Raw genomic sequence first — 17,313 nt, forward strand, 5'->3', positions numbered from 1 at the left:
TGCAGGTGAGTGGTAATTCCATGCGCATTCTGCATATCACCAATCATGTTCTCGAAATTGGCAATGGGATCGTCAATGTCGCGGTGGATTTGGCCTGTACCCAAAGCGCGATGGGGCATGAGGTATTTTATGCTTCCGGCGGTGGAGAGTATGAAAACCTTCTGAATCAGCATGGGGTCAAACATCGCGTCATGGGCTTCAGCAAGTCTTTGTTGCGAACACCAAAAATGCTGATCAATCTCGAAAGAATTATGACAGAAGCCCGACCGGATGTGATACATGCCCATATGATGACAGGCGCGCTGCTCAGCAAACTGTTGCGTGTTGGGCGACGCTACAGGCTGGTAACGCATGTCCATAACGAGTTTCAAAAAAGCGCCAGGGTCATGTCCGTCGGTGATGCAGTGATTGCGGTTAGTGCTGCTGTCAGCCGATCGATGGCAGAACGGGGTATTCCGGTCAAAAAACTGCATGTTATCCGCAATGGAACCATCCATAGTCCGCGTATGCGCTCAGTGGAAACCAAAGTGTTACAGCATCCAGCCATTGTCACAGTTGCGGGGATGTATGAAAGAAAGGGGATTCGTGATCTGATTGAAGCGTTTACCAATCTGCCGAGCGAAACTCCTGGACATTTATATCTGGTTGGCGATGGTCCGGATCGCGGGATTTTTGAGGATCTGGCAAAAAAAAGTTCCCGCAAGGATCAAATTCACTTTGAGGGGTTCCAGTCTCAGCCGCAGGCCTATCTCAAAAGTGCGGATATTTTTGTGTTGGCCTCCCGCAAGGATCCATTTCCGCTGGTGATTCCTGAAGCACGAGAAAACGCATGTGCCATTATCGCATCTAAAGTGGATGGTATACCAGAAGCTTTGGAAGATGGGCGGGCAGGACAATTATTTGATCCTGGAGATGTCGATGCGCTGACTAGCTATCTTTACCAGTTTCTGTGTGACCAGGACTTGCGAACACAATTCGCCGAAAGATCCCATACTCATATTGACTGGCTTACGGTTCAACGTATGACTGATGAAACCTTGAATTTGTATGAGATGGTCATGCTGTCATGAAAACATTATGTATGATAACCCACAAGTTAAAAAAAGGCGATGGTCAAGGCCGGGTTAACTACGAGATTCTGTTGGCTGCCCATGCTGCAGGTTATGCCATCACGCTTCTCGCGAGTGAGTGTACTCCAGAAGTGCTGGCGTTGAATGGAGTCAGTTGGGTGTCCATATCTGTAAGGGGTTGTCCAAGCCAGTTACTGCGCAATCAGATATTCGCTCTGAGAACCTGGTGGTGGTTAACACGTCATGCTCATAAATACAATTTGATACATGCTAACGGATTTATTACCTGGTATCCGGCAGATGTTAACTCTGCGCATTTTGTTCATGGAGCATGGCGTCATTCTCCATACAATGAAACTAATACGGAAAAGGGACTTAAAGGACTTTATCATCGTTTATTTACCTGGCTTAACGCTAAGCTGGAACGTTACTCCTATCGGCAGGCGCGCTGGGTTACGGCAGTTTCGCCGAAAGTTGCCGAAGAATTGATGGCGATTGGCGTTGATTCAGGGAAAATCATGGTCATACCCAACGGGGTTGATATTCAGGAGTATTGCCCTGGAATGAGTTCACGGCATGCCCTTGGTTTAAAAGATAAAGTACCAGCTGCTTTGTTTGCGGGGGATTTACGTTCTTCACGGAAAAATCTCGATACCGTTTTCCATGCATTGGTCATGGTAAAATCTTGGCATCTGGTTGTGCTGGGCTATCTCGAAAAAAGTCCTTATCCCGAATTGGCAAAGGAGATGGGAATTGCAGATCGGGTACATTTCATGGGATATCGCGAAGATGTGCCGAAGTTTCTGCGATCTGTGGATTTGCTGGTCTTCCCATCCCGATATGACCCATGGGCCATGATTGTTTCTGAAGCGTTAGCTTGCGCAGTACCGGTGATTACTGCCAAAACAGTAGGAGCAGCTTTTCAGATCCCTGCAAATGGCGGATGGGTATTGGATGATCCGGATGATTTTCAGGCTATCGCCACCATTCTTGAAAACTATGCACAGATGAACGCGGATATGAAAGTTGAAATGGCGAGTGTCGCACGAGCATCTGCCATAGAGTTTGCATGGTCCCGCATCACGGAAAAATATTTGGAGGTTTATGATTCCTGTCTGCAAAGTAAGCCTGATATTGTTTTAAATAATAGGACTTGATATGAACGCAAAACTTTCTGAGATTAACAATAATAAGCCTATAGCAACTATTATCATCCCGGCTTACAAGCGTACAAAATTTATTGCGCAGGCTATCAGTTCGGTTTTGGAGCAAACCCGGGCAGATTTTGATTTGATTGTGACCGATGATTCCAATTCTCCAGAAATCCATAAAATATGTGCCCTATTTTCTGATGATAGGCTAATATATAAAGCTAATATAGAGCGTCTTGGCGTGCTTAAAAATTGTGAGAACGCATTATCAATGGTTAGAGGAGAATATGTTTTATTTCTCAATGATGATGATTTTCTTGATTCGGACTTTCTTGCTATTATGGTTGAAATAATGGAGCATAATTCGCATCTTGCTTTTGCGTTTTGTGATCATTGGATTGTTGATGAAAATGGCATAAGAGATCAATTTAGAAGTGATAAGCACGCAGTTTATTGTAGGCGAGATACTCTCCCAGAGGGGGAGTTAAAAAATCCAGTTGACGCGTTGTTTGACGGGTCTATTATAGTTGGCAATGCCAGTTTATTCCGTAAATCATTAATCAATTCTTCAATGGCCTACAACGAGGTTGGGGTTTGTGCAGATTTGTGGACTGCCTGTGTTTATGTGCAAGCTAAATTGCCGATTTATTATGTCAATAAACGCCTGCTCAGTTATCGGGTGCACAAAGATTCGGAAACCAACCGTGGTAATTCTGCTCTACCAGATTCTGAGCGATTTATTTATAATTTTATTCTTCAAGAAGGATGGTTTCAGGAAAAGAAGGATCTTATTTATAAAAGGCTTGGTGATGCGACCTTCAGAAGCGCAAAATCTCGCTTGATTAATGGGCAGCGTGATGAAGCACGGAAAATCTTCCGCACTGGTTTGTGGAACTATAAATCTTGTCGGTGGATTTTAGGGTACTTGTTGTCTTTTCTACCGACGGGCATGACTTCTGCCTTGCTCAACTTTGTGCAGAAGAAGGATTTTTATAGTAATGTACGTGTTCCTTAACACTCGCTCTGCACTTGTAAAGCGGCGTTACTAGTTTATCCTACTTATAGCTCCCTGGGCATGCTTAATAAGGAATACAGTTTGAGACGTGTTGCCATTGTTCATGATTGGTTGACTACATACGCGGGAGCTGAGCGCGTTTTGGAGCAGATGCTGCTGATGTTTCCCCAGGCCGACTTGTTCAGTGTTTGTGATTTTCTTCCAGATGAGGAACAAAAATTTTTGCAGGGGAAAGTACCCCGGACCACATTTGTTCAGCAGTTGCCTGGCGCCCACAAGCGCTATCGTCATTATCTTCCGCTGATGCCGTTGGCTATTGAACAGCTGGATATGTCCGGCTATGACCTGATTCTGTCCAGCTCCCATGCTGTGGCCAAGGGAGTGCTGACCGGACCTGATCAGCTACATATCAGTTATATCCATACGCCGATTCGCTACGCCTGGGATTTGCAGCATCAATATCTCCGCGAATCCGGACTGGAAAAAGGGTTAAAGGGTTGGGTTGCCAAATGGCTTTTGCACAAAATCCGCATTTGGGATGCGCGCACTGCCAATGGTGTGGATCAATTTGTCGCTAATTCTGCGTTCATTGCCCGCCGTATCTGGAAAATCTACCGGCGACAAGCTGTGGTAATTTATCCTCCAGTTGATGTCGAAGCCTTTGCTTTTCTTCCAGATAAGGAAGATTTTTATCTCACTGCTTCTCGCCTTGTGCCGTACAAACGAGTTGGCCTTATCGTGGAGGCGTTTACCCGGATGCCGAACAAAAAATTGAAAGTTATCGGCGATGGTCCCGAGCGGGAAAAAATCGTACAAATGGCTTCTGGATTCCCTAACATAGAAATTCTTGGATATCAGTCAGCACAAGTCCTGGCGCAACTCATGGGGGCTACCCGCGCTTTTGTGTTTGCTGCCGAAGAAGATTTTGGTATCACCCCTGTAGAGGCCCAAGCCTGCGGTACGCCGGTGATTGCCTTTGGTAAGGGGGGAGCATTGGAGACTGTTATTCCTTTGGCTGCCGAGGAGGCGGAATCATTTCCTGCAGCTACAGGATGTTTTTTCTATGAACAATCAGTTCCCTCAATCATGGCTGCTGTGGAGCATTTTGAGAGTATCAGAGAAAGTATTGATCCAGCTGCCTGTAGAGCCAACGCCCTGCGTTTCGCGCCGGAGCGTTTTCGCAAAGATTTCATGAACCTTGTGGAGCAGGCATGGGCCAGTTTTCATGACGGTAGTTAAAGCGTTTTTTTCAGCATCTCCCACTGCCGGATTAAGCTGCTATCGCAACTGATGCTGCCATCCATTACCACCTTCCTCGGCAATATCTGGTAACATCCTCCTGTCAGCAAAAATTTCAGGACAAAGATGGAAACCAACTCCCCAGCCCCCGCCCCCAAACGTCGCCTCGAACCCCTCTGCGATAAAATCTCCCTGCCGGTGATTCGCGCCGTGGTGGATGACTTTTACAACCGCATTCAGGTCCATCCTACCCTGGCAGAACCTTTTTCCATTGTGCAGGACTGGAATTTGCACAAGGATCGCCTGGTGCATTACTGGTGGACGGTTTCGGGTGGTCTGCCCTATAAAGATTATCGCTATGCCCTGGGCGATAAGCACGCGCCGGTGGGGGTGACCAACCCGCTGGTGGATGACTGGCTCGCCCTGTTCCATGAAACCATGCTGGATCATATGGATGCCGATCTGGCCAAACGCTGGCATGGCATGGCCGCAGGCATTGGCGAGTCCCTGCGCCTGATGTTTGCCCCACGGGAGTCTTAAGCTCGCTTCAATCGGCGCGCGCGTTATCCAGAAAAAAGCGGTAGGCAGGATTGCCGCTTTCGGAAACATGCGAATACCCCACCTTGGACAGCATGCTTTTAAATTGCGGCAGATCACTGTCGGGCACTTCAAATCCGGCCAGTACCCGGCCCAGATCGACGCCATTATTGCGATAGTGGAACAGGCTGATGTTCCAGTGTCCCCCCAGCTTTTCCAGGAATTCCATGAGAGCGCCCGGCCGTTCCGGGAATTCAAAGCGGTAAATCCGCTCGTTCTGGGCTTCCCGGGCATGTCCGCCGACCATGTGGCGAATATGGAGCTTGGCCATTTCATCCTGACTCAGGTCGAGGGCTGCGTGGCCGGTATTGCGTAAATGCTGAAGGAGGTTTTCGGCATCTTCCCGATTGCGAATGGCGACCCCTACAAAAATATGGGCGCGATCCCGGCGATGCAGACGATAATTGAATTCGGTGACCACCCGCTGGCCGATGGCGGCACAGAAATCGCGAAAGGCGCCGGGGGTTTCGGGAATGGTGACCGCGAACAAGGCTTCCCGAGCTTCGCCCAGTTCGGCGCGCTCGGCAATGAAGCCCAGCCGGTCAAAATTCATGTTGGCCCCGGAGAGCAGAGCGACCCAGGCTCCGCCCTGACCGGGGTCTTCGCCGGCCTTGCGTTTCAGTCCTGCCAGCGCCAAGGCACCCGCCGGTTCCATGATCGAGCGGGTTTCATCAAATATATCCTTGATGGCGGCACAGATTTCATCGTTACTGACCCGGACGATTTCATCCACATAGTGCTGACAAAGGGCGAAAGTGTGTTCGCCGACCTGCTTGACGGCTACGCCGTCGGCAAATATCCCCACCTGGGGGAGTATTACCCGCTCTCCCGCTGCTAGGGATTGAAACATGGCGTCGGCCTCGAAAGGCTCGACGCCAATGATGCGGATTTCCGGAACGATGGACTTCAGATAAGCCGCCACCCCGGCAATCAGTCCGCCGCCACCGACAGGCACAAATATCGCCTCCAGGCCGGTACCGCGCTGCCGCAAAATTTCCGCGCCCACGGTTCCCTGACCGGCAATGACCAGGGGATCATCAAAGGGCGGGATGAATACCATGCCTGATTGTTCGACCAGTTGAAAACAGTGACTTTGCGCGTCGGAAAAATTGTCGCCGTGCAGGATGACCTCCGCGCCCCTGGCCCGTACTGCCTGGACCTTGATTTCCGGGGTGGTGGCAGGCATGACGATAATGGCGCGAATACCGAGTTTCTGGGCAGAGTAGGCGACTCCCTGAGCGTGATTGCCGGCGCTGGCGGTGATCACCCCAGCGGCTTTTTCAGCGGCAGAGAGCTGGGCAATCTTGTTGTAAGCCCCGCGCAACTTGAAGCTGAATACCGGTTGCAAGTCCTCGCGTTTGAAGAGAATTTCCCGCTGCAGGCGGGCACTCATTTTGGGGGCGGTTTCCAGCGGGGTTTCCCGGGCGACATCATACACCCGGCTGCACAGCACTTCCCGAAGCAGATTTTTCACGATTTGGAGGGCTCCCGGGGCTGTAGTTGCATGAGTTGACGAAATTCGGCGATGTCCGGGGCCAGAGCGGCATTGGCTTTGGCTTCCATGGCTTCATAGCGGCGCAGTACTTCTTCACCCATTTCCGTCAGGTGAGCACCACCACCATGACTGCCACCGGTGGCAGTGCTGACCACGGGGCTGAGGAAGCTGTGATTCATCGTATCCACCAATAACCAGGCGCGCCGATAGCTCATCTGCATACAGCGGGCCGCCGCCGAAATGGAACCGGTTTCGCGAATGTGACGAAGTAATTCGGCTTTACCGGGGCCCATGGCGATGGCTTCCGCCAGTAAAACCCGCAGGCGTGGTTGCAGAGTTTCGCTCATGGGTTGTTCCTCCCTTCAAAAAAATCCAGCAATGTGTTCGGTAACCAATCCAGATGACCCGGAAAAGGTCCGGTCATAAAGCCCACATGGCCTCCATGCTGGGTGACACAAGCTGTCATGACCGGACTTAATACCGCCGCACGCACACTGGCGATGGGCACAATCGGGTCATCCTCGCTATGCAGGAGCAAAGTAGGCACCTGGATGTGGCGTAACAGCGGCGCTGATGAGCCTTTTTCCCAGAAAACCTGAGCCCCCGCGAAACCATGTACGGGTGCCGTGAAGTATTCATCAAAATCATACAGATTTCTGGCCAAAAAAACCTGGGTCCAGTCGGCCATTTCCGGGTGACGCTGCTGAAAACGGCGAGCCGTTTTTTTCATGTTGATCAGAAAGTAACGATTGTAAAAACGAATGGATCCCTGTTGTAAAAATTCCGCCGTAGCAACCAGGTCAACGGGCGCGCAAACCCCCGCTGCTTTACTCAGGACCTGTTCGGCGCTGCTACCCTGTTCACCCAGGTATTTCAGCAGGGCATTGCCGCCCAGGGAGACCCCCACGCCATAGCGCTGGCGGTCGGGCAGGAGTGCGGCGACCTTTTCCAGCATCCAGGCGATTTCCGCACTATCGCCGGCATGATAACTGCGGGGGAGGCGGTTATCGATGCCGCCACAACCCCGGAAATTGATGAAACAACCGCCCCAACCCCGTTGCTGCAGGGCCACCGCCAGCGCCAGGGCGTAATGCCCCCGGGAACTACTGCCGAGGCCATGAAAAAGAATGACGACGGGTGCGGCCGCCGCTGGGGCATCTATCCAGTCAACGGCCACCTGGTCCTGATCGGGGGTGGTCCAGATCTCGCGACGGAAAGATATCTTTCCCGAGCGCGCGAAAAAAGGGGCCCATACGGTCTGCAGATGCCCACCCCGGGACCACCAGGGCGGCTGAAAGTCACAGGACAACGCTAATCTTCGATGTAGGCGTCGTGCTGACGGAGGTAAGCCTCAAGCTCATCAATACAGCTTCCGCAGCCACCGCCGCATCCCGCATGGACCATCAACAGTTCCATGAAGGGGAGGGGCTCAGCGCGTTGGCGCTCCAGAATTTCCATAAATGTGGCAGCCGAACAGCAGCAATAAGGGCTGTCATCGACTTCCTCGGGTGCGGCAGACATGGTAAAACTTTCACCTCTTGGCAACTGATGCTGGAACAACCTCATACAGTAGCCATTGAGCGCATAAGGTGCAAGACTTGCACCGTGATTTTATCGATGTTTTTTCGCTGAGGTGGTTTTTTGGGCCTTGGGGCTGGTAAACTCTGAATCATCCTATAAAATGCGTGTATCGGCTGAACTGGAGCAGGTGGTTATGGATGAGGCAGGACTTTGCGGATGAACACTGTCATAAAAAGTTCATAAAACTGCCGCACTATTGTCACATTTGTGAGTCATAATAAGGAAGGTTTGCTATCGTTTTTGCACGGAGAGTCCTGCATGTTAAGCACTCAATCTCACGGCAGTACTGATCACTTGACCAAGAAAAAAGATCGTTCCTTGCGACTTTATCTGGCCCAGCATCAGGACGAAGTGGAGGCGGCGCAGCGTTTGCGTTATGAAGTATTCAGTGCCGAATATGGCGCCCAGCTCAGCGGCGGTCCTGGTATGGATCAGGATGAGTATGATCCCTTCTGTGAACATCTGATTGTGGAAGATGAGAACCGTCAGGAGGTGGTCGGGACTTACCGCCTGTTTCTCCCCGAAAAAGTCCCTTCGGTGGGTCGTTATTATGCCGAGACTGAATTTGACCTGTCTCGCCTGCTCGCTCTGAATGCCCGCATCATGGAACTGGGCCGCTCCTGCGTGCATCCCGACTATCGTCAGGGAGCGGTGATTGCTTTGCTCTGGTCGGGATTGGCCGAGGCCATGTCCATGTGGCAGATCGATTACCTGATGGGTTGCGCCAGCGTCCACAGTACCGATGGTCCGGCGCTGGGCGCTCTCTATCAGCAGCTGCAGCAATATCTGACCCCCCAGGAGCAGCGGGTGTTTCCGCTGCGGGCAGTGCCGGGCTTTGATGTGCAGGCGCAAGTCGCCCCTGCCTCTCTGCCATCCCTGCTGAAGGGTTATTTGCGGGCGGGAGTCCGGGTGGGGGGAGAGCCTTTCTGGGATCCTCAATTCCACTGTTCCGACTTTTTTGTCTGGTGTGAATCGAGCCTCATTACCCCCCGTTATCAGCAGCGCTTTCTGGAACCGGTAGGTCCCAAAAAATGAGATGGCGTAAACAAACGCCCGCACCGGTGCTGATTCACTATCCGGGGCGGCGTTTGCGACGCTTGCGCCCCAATGCCATGCGCCGCTTCTGGCGTCTTCCTTTGCTGGTTTTTTACCTGTTGCTGGCCTATCCGCTGGCGCTGTGGACCTGTGCCCGCAAGGCGCAGCCTGATGCCATGAGTTATCGGGCTTTTGCCTGGTGGAGTCGCCGCGCCCTGCGGGTTCTGGGTATCCGCCTGCGGGTGGACGGTAAAATCCCTGAGAAGCCGGTCATGGTTGCAGCCAATCACGTATCCTATCTCGACATTCTTGCTCTGGCGACCTTGATTCCCGGCCGTTTCGTGGCCAAAAAGGAAATGCGCAACTGGCCATTTTTCGGAATCATGGGCGAATGGTTGGGAACACTGTTCATTGATCGCAGTGACGCCCGCGCCAGTCAACGGACCATGCGTCAGGCCAGCGAGATCATTGTGGCGGGAACCAGTGTGGTGCTGTTTCCGGAGGGGACCACCAGTAATGGTAAAGCGGTGGGTGAGTTTTACGCCGCGCCTTTTGAAACGGCGGCTGTTGCCCATGCCGAGACCATTCCGGTGGCGCTGCGCTACGAGGATGTGCTGCGCCCGGGACAACCCGATGTTTTATGTCCTTTTATTGGTGACGACAGCTTGTTCGGTCATCTCTGGCGACTGGCGGCGGCCGCTCCCTTGACCCTTCGCGTGGAGTTTCTTCCGGCCCTGCCTCCTGAGCTGGGACGTCGGCAGTTGGCTCAAAATGCGCGCCTGGCCATCAGTGATGCCTTGCAGCGCATGGAACAGGGCGCTTCCGTCACTTATTTGCCGACCCACCGTTCCCGACGCCATCCTTTCCGTGATGCCTGGGCCGCCTGGCGGCGCGGTCATGGGGCCTGAATGTATTCTTGCCCCGGCGGGGATGGCATAGGGGATTTGCCGCGACTGTGATCCGCGCCGTTGTTGTTCTTGGTGAAATCCCGCGCCCGGCAGGCGAACTGTTTGAGCCCGTAGGGCGAGTTTTCGCCTGACAGCGGGATGAGCCTTAGAACAACAGGCAAGGAACGTTGGAGCAAAAATCCCCTATGCCATCCCCGTCGGGGCGCGACTAGATCACTCAGTCTCAAACGGTTTGTTTTGCTTGACCCCAGTGGTGGACCGTATCTATCAGTGTGCTGACATTTTCGATAGGGGTTTGCGGAGTAATACCATGCCCCAGATTGAAAATATGACCGGCTCCGGGGCCATGACTCTCCAGAATCCGCAGGGCTTCCTGATGCACGCCGGCACTGCTGCCATAGAGGGCAATAGGATCCATATTGCCTTGCAGGGCGACCTTCTGCCCTAAACGCTGACGGGCCATACCCAGTTCGGTACTCCAGTCGAGACCCAGCACATCGGCACCACTGTCGGCCATGGCTTCCAGCCAGTTACCCCCGCCCTTGGTGAAGAGGATGACGGGAACGGTGCGACCCTCGGACTCCCGGTGGAGTCCGGCAATAATCCGAGTCATATAGGCCAGTGAGAATTCCTGATAGGCAGGGGTGCTGAGGCTGCCGCCCCAGGTGTCAAAGAGCATCACCGCCTGGGCACCGGCAGCAATTTGGGCATTCAGATAGGCGCTTACCGCATCGGCAAGATGAGCCAGCAAGCGATGCAGGGTCGCGGGGTCACTGTACAGCAGCCCCTTGATGTGGATGAAATCGCGACTGCCCCGTCCTTCAATCATGTAGCAGGCCAGTGTCCAGGGGCTGCCGGCAAAACCGATGAGGGGTACCCGTCCGTTGAGTTCACGACGGATCAGGCGCAGGGCATCCATGACAAAACGCAGTTCCGTTTCCGGGTCGGGCTGGCTGAGGCGGGCAATATCGGCCGCCGAGCGCAGAGGATTCGCAAAAACCGGGCCTTCGCCCTCCTGAAAACTCAAGCCCAGCCCCATCACATAAGGGATGGTGAGTATGTCCGAGAAGAGAATGGCCGCATCCAGAGGAAAACGGTCGATGGGTTGCAGGGTGACTTCGCAGGCCAGCTCCGGCGTGGTGCAGAGGGTCAGAAAGTCACCGGCCCGGGCGCGGGTGGCGCGATATTCCGGCAGATAGCGACCGGCCTGACGCATGAGCCAGACCGGTACCTGATCCACTTCCTGCTGCAGGCAGGCGCGCAGGAAACGGTTGTTATCCAAAGCAGTAGCCATGCCTACACGCCCAGGTGGTCGAGAATTCCTTCGGCCGCCTTTCTGCCCTCATCTACGGCAGTCACCACCAGATCCGACCCGCGCCGCATGTCGCCCCCCGCAAAAATCTGCGGATTGCTGGTCTGAAACTGAGCATTGGTGCGAATCCGGCCGCGCTCGTCGATTTCTATCCCATGTTCACCAAACCAGGGAGCGGGGGAGGGATCAAAACCAAAGGCAATGATGACCACATCGGCGTCGAGGACCTGTTCGGAGCCGGGAATGAGTTCGGGATGACGGCGTCCTTTGGCATCGGGTTCGCCCAACCGGGTTTCCACCATGCGCACCGCTTGGGCACCATCTTGCTCATTACCGATGATTTCCACTGGTTGGCGATTGAAGAGGAACTTCACCCCTTCCTCCCGGGCATTGGCCACTTCCCGGCGGGAGCCGGGCATGTTTTCTTCATCACGGCGATAGGCGCAGATAACACTGCTCGCTCCCTGGCGGATGGCGGTGCGTACACAGTCCATGGCGGTATCGCCGCCCCCCAGTACCACGACTTTTTTACCGGAAAGGTTGAGATAGGGCAGGGTCGGGTCCGGCAGCTGCATCAGATGCCGGGTATTGGCAATCAGGTAGGACAATGCCTTGATGACGCCGGGTAACTGCTCGCCGGGAAGATGCCCGGTTTTGGCGGTGTAGGTGCCCATACCGAGGAATACTGCATCGTAGTCCTTGAGCAGTTGCCCCAGAGTGATGTCTTTACCCACTTCCGTACCCAGTTGAAACTGGATACCCATGTCCTGGAGCAGATCGGCGCGGCGGGCGATGACTTCCTTTTCGAGCTTGAAGGGCGGAATCCCGAAGGTGAGCAGCCCGCCCACCGCTGGATAGCGATCAAAAACCGTCACTTCAGTGCCCGCGCGGTTGAGAATGTCGGCGCAGCCCAGACCCGCAGGCCCGGCACCCACCACGGCGACTTTTTTGCCATTGGGACTGATCGGGCCGATTTCGGGACGCCAGCCTCGCGCCAGGGCTTCCTCGCTGATGAATTTTTCGAGGTTGCCGATGGTGACGGCGCCATAGCCGTCATTGAGGGTACAGGCGCCTTCGCAGAGTCGGTCCTGGGGACAGATGCGTCCGCAGATTTCCGGCAGGGTGTTGGTCTGGTGCGAAAGTTCAGCGGCTTCTTCAATGCGGTTTTCGACAATGAGCTGCAGCCAGTTGGGAATGTAATTGTGTACCGGGCATTTCCATTCACAATAGGGATTGCCGCAATGCAGGCAACGGTCAGCCTGCAGTTTGGCACTGTCCAGGTCAAAGCTTTTGTAGATTTCCTTGAAGGCCTCGCGACGTTCTTCCACGTCCAGCTTTTTCGGATCCTGCCGGGGGTCTTCGATGAAGGCAAAATGGCTCATAAGGGTTCCTCGGTTGGGCGCGGAGAATCAGCTGGCTTCTTCCAGCAGGACATCGAGCTTCGCCGCCTTAGGCACGACGAGCCAGACATCACGAATGAAATGAGACCAGTCTTTCAGCAGGCTGGCCGCGTATGTGCTGCCGGTTTGCGCCACATGGGTTTCCACATGGCGGCGCAGCAGGGCGGCATAACCGCGCATGGATTCGGTTTCGATACGATGGCAGTTGACCAGTTCGCCATTGACCTGATCAGCAAACTGACGGGCCTGATCGCGGACAAAAGCCAGACCGCCGGTCATACCTGCACCAAAATTGACACCCACGGAACCGAGAATGATGACCTGACCACCGGTCATATACTCGCAGGCATGATCTCCGGCACCTTCAACGACGGCTATGGCACCGGAGTTGCGCACTGCAAAGCGTTCTCCGGCGCGTCCGGCAGCAAACAAGCGGCCTCCCGTCGCACCATAGAGGCAGGTGTTGCCCATGATGGCGGAATCCTGGCTGGCATAATGGGTGCCTGCGGGCGGGGCAATGACCAGGGTGCCGCCATTCATGGCCTTACCCACATAATCATTGGCATCGCCGTGCAGTTGCAGGGTCATGCCCTGCACGCAGAAGGCACCAAAAGATTGGCCAGCGGTTCCGGTCAATTCGACATGAATGGCATCGTCGCGCAACCCGTTATTGCCATAGCGTTGGGCAATTTCCCCAGCCAGACGCGCACCGATGGAACGGTTGACGTTGCGAATAGGGTAATGCAGGCGCGTAGGTATCTGCTCTTCGAGTGCTGGCCGGGCATCCTTAACCATCTGTTCGGCCAGTTCGCCTTTATCAAAGGGCGGATTGCGGTCCTGGGTATGGTAATTGACATCGGCATTTTCCAGTTGGGCATTGGCGAGCAAAGGCAGCAGATTCAGACGCTCCTGCTTTTCTGTCCGGGCACCGCCGACCTCCAGTAGCTGGCTGGCGCCAATGAGTTCATCAAAACGCCGGATACCCAGCTCGGCCATGATCTGCCGGGCTTCTTCAGCGACAAAGCGGAAGTAGTTGATGGCCATTTCCGGAAGGCCGGTAAAATGCTTGCGCAGGGTTTCATCCTGGGTGGCGATACCCGTGGCACAGTTGTTGAGGTGGCAGATGCGCAGATATTTGCAACCCAGGGCAATCATCGGCGCGGTACCAAAACCAAAGCTTTCGGCCCCCAGTAGAGCGCCCTTGATGACGTCCAGGCCGGTTTTGAAGCCGCCGTCAGCCTGCAGCCGGACCCGGTGGCGTAACTGATTGCGGCGCAAAGTTACTTGTGTTTCGGCAAGACCTAACTCCCAGGGCGATCCCGCATATTTCACCGAGGTCAGGGGGCTGGCGCCGGTACCACCATCATAACCGGCAATGGTGATGCGGTCGGCATAGGCCTTGGCAACGCCGGCAGCAATGGTTCCGACACCGGCTTCTGACACCAGCTTCACCGAGACATAGGCCCGGGGATTGATCTGCTTCAGGTCAAAAATAAGCTGGGCCAAATCTTCGATGGAGTAAATGTCGTGGTGGGGCGGGGGGCTGATCAGCGCCACGCCTTCCTTAGCATAGCGCAGGCGGGCAATGATGCCGCTGACTTTATGGCCGGGCAGCTGGCCGCCTTCACCGGGTTTGGCGCCCTGGGCGACTTTGATCTGCAACTCTTCGGCATTGACTGCATATTCCGGCGTTACACCAAAGCGTCCAGAAGCAATTTGCTTGATTTTGCTGACCTTGTTGTTGTGATAACGAGCCGGGTCTTCGCCCCCTTCACCGGAATTAGAGCGACCGCCGATGCTGTTCATGGCAATGGCCAGGGCTTCGTGGGCTTCGGGAGACAGCGCACCCAGGGACATGGCGGCTGTGTCAAAGCGCGGGGTGATGGCTTCGATGGGTTCCACTTCACTGAGGGAAATGGGTTGGGCGGATTTTTTGAGCTGCAGCAGATCGCGCAAATTGGTCACCGGACGTTCGTTGACCAGCCCGGAAAATACCTGATAATCGGCATAACGTCCGGATTTGACCGCCGTTTGCAGACTCTGGACGACATCGGGGTGATAGGCGTGATATTCGCCGCCATTCACATATTTGAGCAAACCCCCAACGGGCAGGGTTTTTCTGGGAATGAAAGCGTCACGCACCTGCTGGCGGATGTCGTTTTCCAAGAGTTCAAAGCTGGCGCCACCAATTCGGCTGACGGTCCCCTTGAAGCAGCGTTCCACGACCAGCTCATCCAGACCCAGGGCTTCAAAAAGCTGGGTGCTGCGATAAGAGGCAAGGGTGGATATACCCATTTTCGAGAGGATTTTGTAGAGCCCCTTATCGATGCCTTTACGGTAATTTTCTAGCGCTTTGTTTTCGGTCAGAGGCTGGCTGAAGGCGTGGCGTTCCAGCAGACTGCGGACAATGGCATAACTGAGGTACGGATAAACGGCGGTTGCCCCGTAACCGATCAGGGTGGCAAATTGATGGGGATCGCGGGCATGAGCGGTGGCCACCACAATATTGGCTTTAGTCCGCAACCCGGCGTTAATGAGGGCATGATGCACCGCGCCCACGGCCATGAGGGCCGGAATGTAAAGACGATCCCGCTCCAGGGCATGGTCCGAGAGCACCAGGATGACCGCTCCATGGCGCACGGCGCTAATGACTTCTTCGCAGAGGGCTTCAATGGCCCCGCCCAGGTTGCTGTCGGCGGCGGAATAGCAGAGATCAAAGCTCTGGCTGCGAAAAGCCGGTTCCGTGCGGCTGGTCAGGGCCGCAAAAGTGGCATCCGACAGTACCGGTGAGTGAATTTCGATGCGCCGCGCATATTCGGGACGTTCGGCAAACAGATTGCTCTCGCTGCCGATCACCGTATTCAAAGACATCACCAGCGCTTCGCGCAGGGGGTCAATGGGGGGGTTGGTCACCTGGGCAAACTGCTGGCGGAAATAATCGGCAATATGGCGTTTTTGGCTGGACAGCACCGCCATGGGGGTATCATCACCCATGGAACCCACGGCCTCCTGGGCGCCCTCTGCCAGTACCCGGATGACCTGGTCTTCTTCCTCAAAGCTGACGCCAAAGGCTTTTTCACTGGTCAACAAGTCGGCAACGGGCAGGGCAGGGGTCAGGTCCTGGTCATCACGGTGCAGGTGTTCGGCATATTCATCCAGCCAGGCCCGGTAGGGGTGGCTGTTCATGATTTCGGTGTCAATACTCTCGGAGTCCAGGAAACGACCGGTCGCCATGTCCACGGCCACCAGTTGACCCGGGCCGACCCGGCCCTGCACTTCAATGTCCTGGTGCTGGTAGTCGAATACGCCCACTTCCGAGGCAATATTGATGATACGGTCTTTGGTGATGACGTAACGTGCCGGACGCAGGCCATTCCGATCCAGGGCACAGGCGGCAATGCGTCCGGTGTTCAGTACCAGTCCGGCGGGACCGTCCCAGGCTTCCATGCGCATGGAGTGATATTCATAAAAAGCGCGCAAGGCGGGTTCCATGTGCGGAACATTATGCCAGGCCGGCGGGACGAGCAGACGGATGGCCTTGAAAAAATCCATGCCGCCCTGCACCAGCAGCTCCAGCATGTTGTCGAGGCTGAAGGAATCGCTACCACCGCCGACAGCGGGGAGGACTTCAGCCATGGGCAGGAGATCGCTCTGCAATTGCGCTTCCCGGGCCTTGGCCCAGAGCCGGTTGCCCTGCACCGTATTGAGTTCGCCATTGTGGGCAAGCATCCGGAAAGGCTGGCAGAGGCGCCATTCCGGCCAGGTATTGGTGGAAAACCGCTGATGATAGGTAACCAGTGCCGAAGTAAAGCGGGTATCGCACAAGTCGGGATAAAACACCGGCAGATTTTCCGGCAGTACCAGGCCCTTGTAGCCGATGACCTGGGATGAGCAGGTGATGGCGAAAAAGTCCTTGTCGGCGACAAACTGCTTTTCCACCCGGCGGCGCAGGCGATAGAGCAGGCGTTCATGGGTGTCCACATCCTGCTCTGCGGGCAAGCCGATAAACACCTGCCAGACGGCGGGCAGACTGCTCAGGGCTTCTTCGCCGCAGGCGGAGGCATCAGTAGGAACCTCCCGCCAGCCGAGACTGCTCAGGCCGAGATCCCGGGCTTCATGGTCGAGAGTCGTGCGGATATTCCCGGCCAGCGTGGCATCCTGGGGCAGAAAAAACTGACCAACTCCGAAATGCGCCGACAGTTCAACGCCCATCTCCACTGCGATGCTCTGGAAGAAAGCCCGGGGCATTTGTACCAGCAAGCCGCAGCCGTCCCCGCTTTTGCCATCGGCTGCGACCGCACCGCGATGGGTCAGTCGTGCCAGAGAGGCAATGGCTGTGGCGACAATGGCATGGCTGGCCTGATTATCCATCTGGGCAATCAGCCCGAAGCCGCAGGAATCTCTTTCAAAGTCGGAGGAGTATAAGCTTTGCGTCATGTGGTCACCTGGTCTGTTCCGTCACCCTGTCGCCGAACTGCAAAGCAGGGCTAGATATTATAGCGGGCTTATG

General features: G+C 54.8%; 14 protein-coding genes. 7 read left to right on the forward strand and 7 right to left on the reverse strand.

Annotation, left to right across the window (positions count from 1 at the left end; all coding sequences use genetic code 11):
* Window positions 1-20: 20 nt before the first annotated feature.
* The 5 genes from B1757_RS04180 (at window position 21) to B1757_RS04200 (ending at window position 5,015) form a co-directional block, all read left to right on the forward strand.
* Window positions 21-1,070 carry a glycosyltransferase family 4 protein gene (locus tag B1757_RS04180; RefSeq protein WP_101537221.1) on the forward strand — a complete coding sequence of 350 codons (1,050 nt, stop codon included), beginning with the start codon at window positions 21-23 and terminating at the stop codon, window positions 1,068-1,070.
* On the forward strand, window positions 1,067-2,227 hold the full coding sequence (locus tag B1757_RS04185; protein WP_101537127.1) for a glycosyltransferase family 4 protein: 1,161 nt from the start codon (window positions 1,067-1,069) through the stop codon (window positions 2,225-2,227). The genes B1757_RS04180 and B1757_RS04185 overlap by 4 nt, the downstream gene beginning before the upstream one ends.
* A gap of 1 nt (window position 2,228) precedes the next feature.
* On the forward strand, window positions 2,229-3,236 hold the full coding sequence (locus tag B1757_RS04190) for a glycosyltransferase (RefSeq protein WP_101537128.1): 1,008 nt from the start codon (window positions 2,229-2,231) through the stop codon (window positions 3,234-3,236).
* Between the two features lie 81 nt (window positions 3,237-3,317).
* Complete coding sequence (locus B1757_RS04195; RefSeq protein ID WP_253253701.1) at window positions 3,318-4,475, forward strand: glycosyltransferase family 4 protein; 1,158 nt, start codon at window positions 3,318-3,320, stop codon at window positions 4,473-4,475.
* A gap of 126 nt (window positions 4,476-4,601) precedes the next feature.
* On the forward strand, window positions 4,602-5,015 hold the full coding sequence (locus B1757_RS04200; RefSeq protein ID WP_101537130.1) for a truncated hemoglobin: 414 nt from the start codon (window positions 4,602-4,604) through the stop codon (window positions 5,013-5,015).
* Between the two features lie 7 nt (window positions 5,016-5,022).
* Here the strand turns inward: B1757_RS04200 and ilvA are convergent, their stop codons facing one another.
* The 4 genes from ilvA to B1757_RS04220 are packed head-to-tail and all read right to left on the reverse strand — an operon-like array spanning window position 5,023 to window position 8,088.
* A complete protein-coding gene (gene ilvA, locus B1757_RS04205; RefSeq protein WP_253253702.1) occupies window positions 5,023-6,546 on the reverse strand; it encodes a threonine ammonia-lyase, biosynthetic in 1,524 nt (507 codons plus the stop codon).
* A complete protein-coding gene (locus B1757_RS04210) occupies window positions 6,543-6,914 on the reverse strand; it encodes a winged helix-turn-helix domain-containing protein (RefSeq protein ID WP_101537132.1) in 372 nt (123 codons plus the stop codon). The genes ilvA and B1757_RS04210 overlap by 4 nt, the downstream gene beginning before the upstream one ends.
* Window positions 6,911-7,876, reverse strand: a complete 966-nt coding sequence (locus tag B1757_RS04215) for a YheT family hydrolase (RefSeq protein ID WP_101537133.1) — start codon at window positions 7,874-7,876, stop codon at window positions 6,911-6,913. Before B1757_RS04215 ends, B1757_RS04210 begins: the two co-directional genes overlap by 4 nt.
* Window positions 7,877-7,878: 2 nt before the next feature.
* Window positions 7,879-8,088: a (2Fe-2S)-binding protein gene (locus B1757_RS04220; RefSeq protein WP_101537134.1), complete on the reverse strand. Its 210-nt coding sequence runs from the start codon at window positions 8,086-8,088 to the stop codon at window positions 7,879-7,881.
* Window positions 8,089-8,406: 318 nt separating this feature from the next.
* On the opposite strand from B1757_RS04220, the gene B1757_RS04225 reads away from it, so the two are divergent.
* A complete protein-coding gene (locus tag B1757_RS04225; protein WP_101537135.1) occupies window positions 8,407-9,183 on the forward strand; it encodes a GNAT family N-acetyltransferase in 777 nt (258 codons plus the stop codon).
* Window positions 9,180-10,091: a lysophospholipid acyltransferase family protein gene (locus tag B1757_RS04230; protein WP_172437598.1), complete on the forward strand. Its 912-nt coding sequence runs from the start codon at window positions 9,180-9,182 to the stop codon at window positions 10,089-10,091. The genes B1757_RS04225 and B1757_RS04230 overlap by 4 nt, the downstream gene beginning before the upstream one ends.
* Before the next feature lie 223 nt (window positions 10,092-10,314).
* Here the strand turns inward: B1757_RS04230 and hemE are convergent, their stop codons facing one another.
* The 3 genes from hemE to gltB are packed head-to-tail and all read right to left on the reverse strand — an operon-like array spanning window position 10,315 to window position 17,240.
* Complete coding sequence (hemE, locus tag B1757_RS04235; RefSeq protein WP_101537136.1) at window positions 10,315-11,385, reverse strand: uroporphyrinogen decarboxylase; 1,071 nt, start codon at window positions 11,383-11,385, stop codon at window positions 10,315-10,317.
* Window positions 11,386-11,387: 2 nt separating this feature from the next.
* Window positions 11,388-12,785: an FAD-dependent oxidoreductase gene (locus tag B1757_RS04240; RefSeq protein WP_101537137.1), complete on the reverse strand. Its 1,398-nt coding sequence runs from the start codon at window positions 12,783-12,785 to the stop codon at window positions 11,388-11,390.
* Between the two features lie 27 nt (window positions 12,786-12,812).
* Window positions 12,813-17,240, reverse strand: a complete 4,428-nt coding sequence (gene gltB / locus B1757_RS04245; RefSeq protein WP_101537138.1) for a glutamate synthase large subunit — start codon at window positions 17,238-17,240, stop codon at window positions 12,813-12,815.
* Between the last annotated feature and the right edge of the window lie 73 nt (window positions 17,241-17,313).

Source organism: Acidithiobacillus marinus, assembly GCF_002847505.1.
Taxonomy (GTDB): domain Bacteria; phylum Pseudomonadota; class Gammaproteobacteria; order Acidithiobacillales; family Acidithiobacillaceae; genus Acidithiobacillus; species Acidithiobacillus marinus.

What these genes read in the sequence shown, in the direction of transcription:
- hemE (WP_101537136.1), bottom strand. Translation starts at nt 11,385, where the DNA reads ATGGCTACTGCTTTGGATAACAACCGTTTCCTGCGCGCCTGCCTGCAG.
- gltB (WP_101537138.1), bottom strand. Translation starts at nt 17,240, where the DNA reads ATGACGCAAAGCTTATACTCCTCCGACTTTGAAAGAGATTCCTGCGGC.
- B1757_RS04220 (WP_101537134.1), bottom strand. Translation starts at nt 8,088, where the DNA reads ATGTCTGCCGCACCCGAGGAAGTCGATGACAGCCCTTATTGCTGCTGT.
- B1757_RS04190 (WP_101537128.1), top strand. Translation starts at nt 2,229, where the DNA reads ATGAACGCAAAACTTTCTGAGATTAACAATAATAAGCCTATAGCAACT.
- B1757_RS04200 (WP_101537130.1), top strand. Translation starts at nt 4,602, where the DNA reads ATGGAAACCAACTCCCCAGCCCCCGCCCCCAAACGTCGCCTCGAACCC.
- B1757_RS04185 (WP_101537127.1), top strand. Translation starts at nt 1,067, where the DNA reads ATGAAAACATTATGTATGATAACCCACAAGTTAAAAAAAGGCGATGGT.
- B1757_RS04180 (WP_101537221.1), top strand. Translation starts at nt 21, where the DNA reads ATGCGCATTCTGCATATCACCAATCATGTTCTCGAAATTGGCAATGGG.
- B1757_RS04210 (WP_101537132.1), bottom strand. Translation starts at nt 6,914, where the DNA reads ATGAGCGAAACTCTGCAACCACGCCTGCGGGTTTTACTGGCGGAAGCC.
- B1757_RS04230 (WP_172437598.1), top strand. Translation starts at nt 9,180, where the DNA reads ATGAGATGGCGTAAACAAACGCCCGCACCGGTGCTGATTCACTATCCG.
- B1757_RS04225 (WP_101537135.1), top strand. Translation starts at nt 8,407, where the DNA reads ATGTTAAGCACTCAATCTCACGGCAGTACTGATCACTTGACCAAGAAA.
- B1757_RS04240 (WP_101537137.1), bottom strand. Translation starts at nt 12,785, where the DNA reads ATGAGCCATTTTGCCTTCATCGAAGACCCCCGGCAGGATCCGAAAAAG.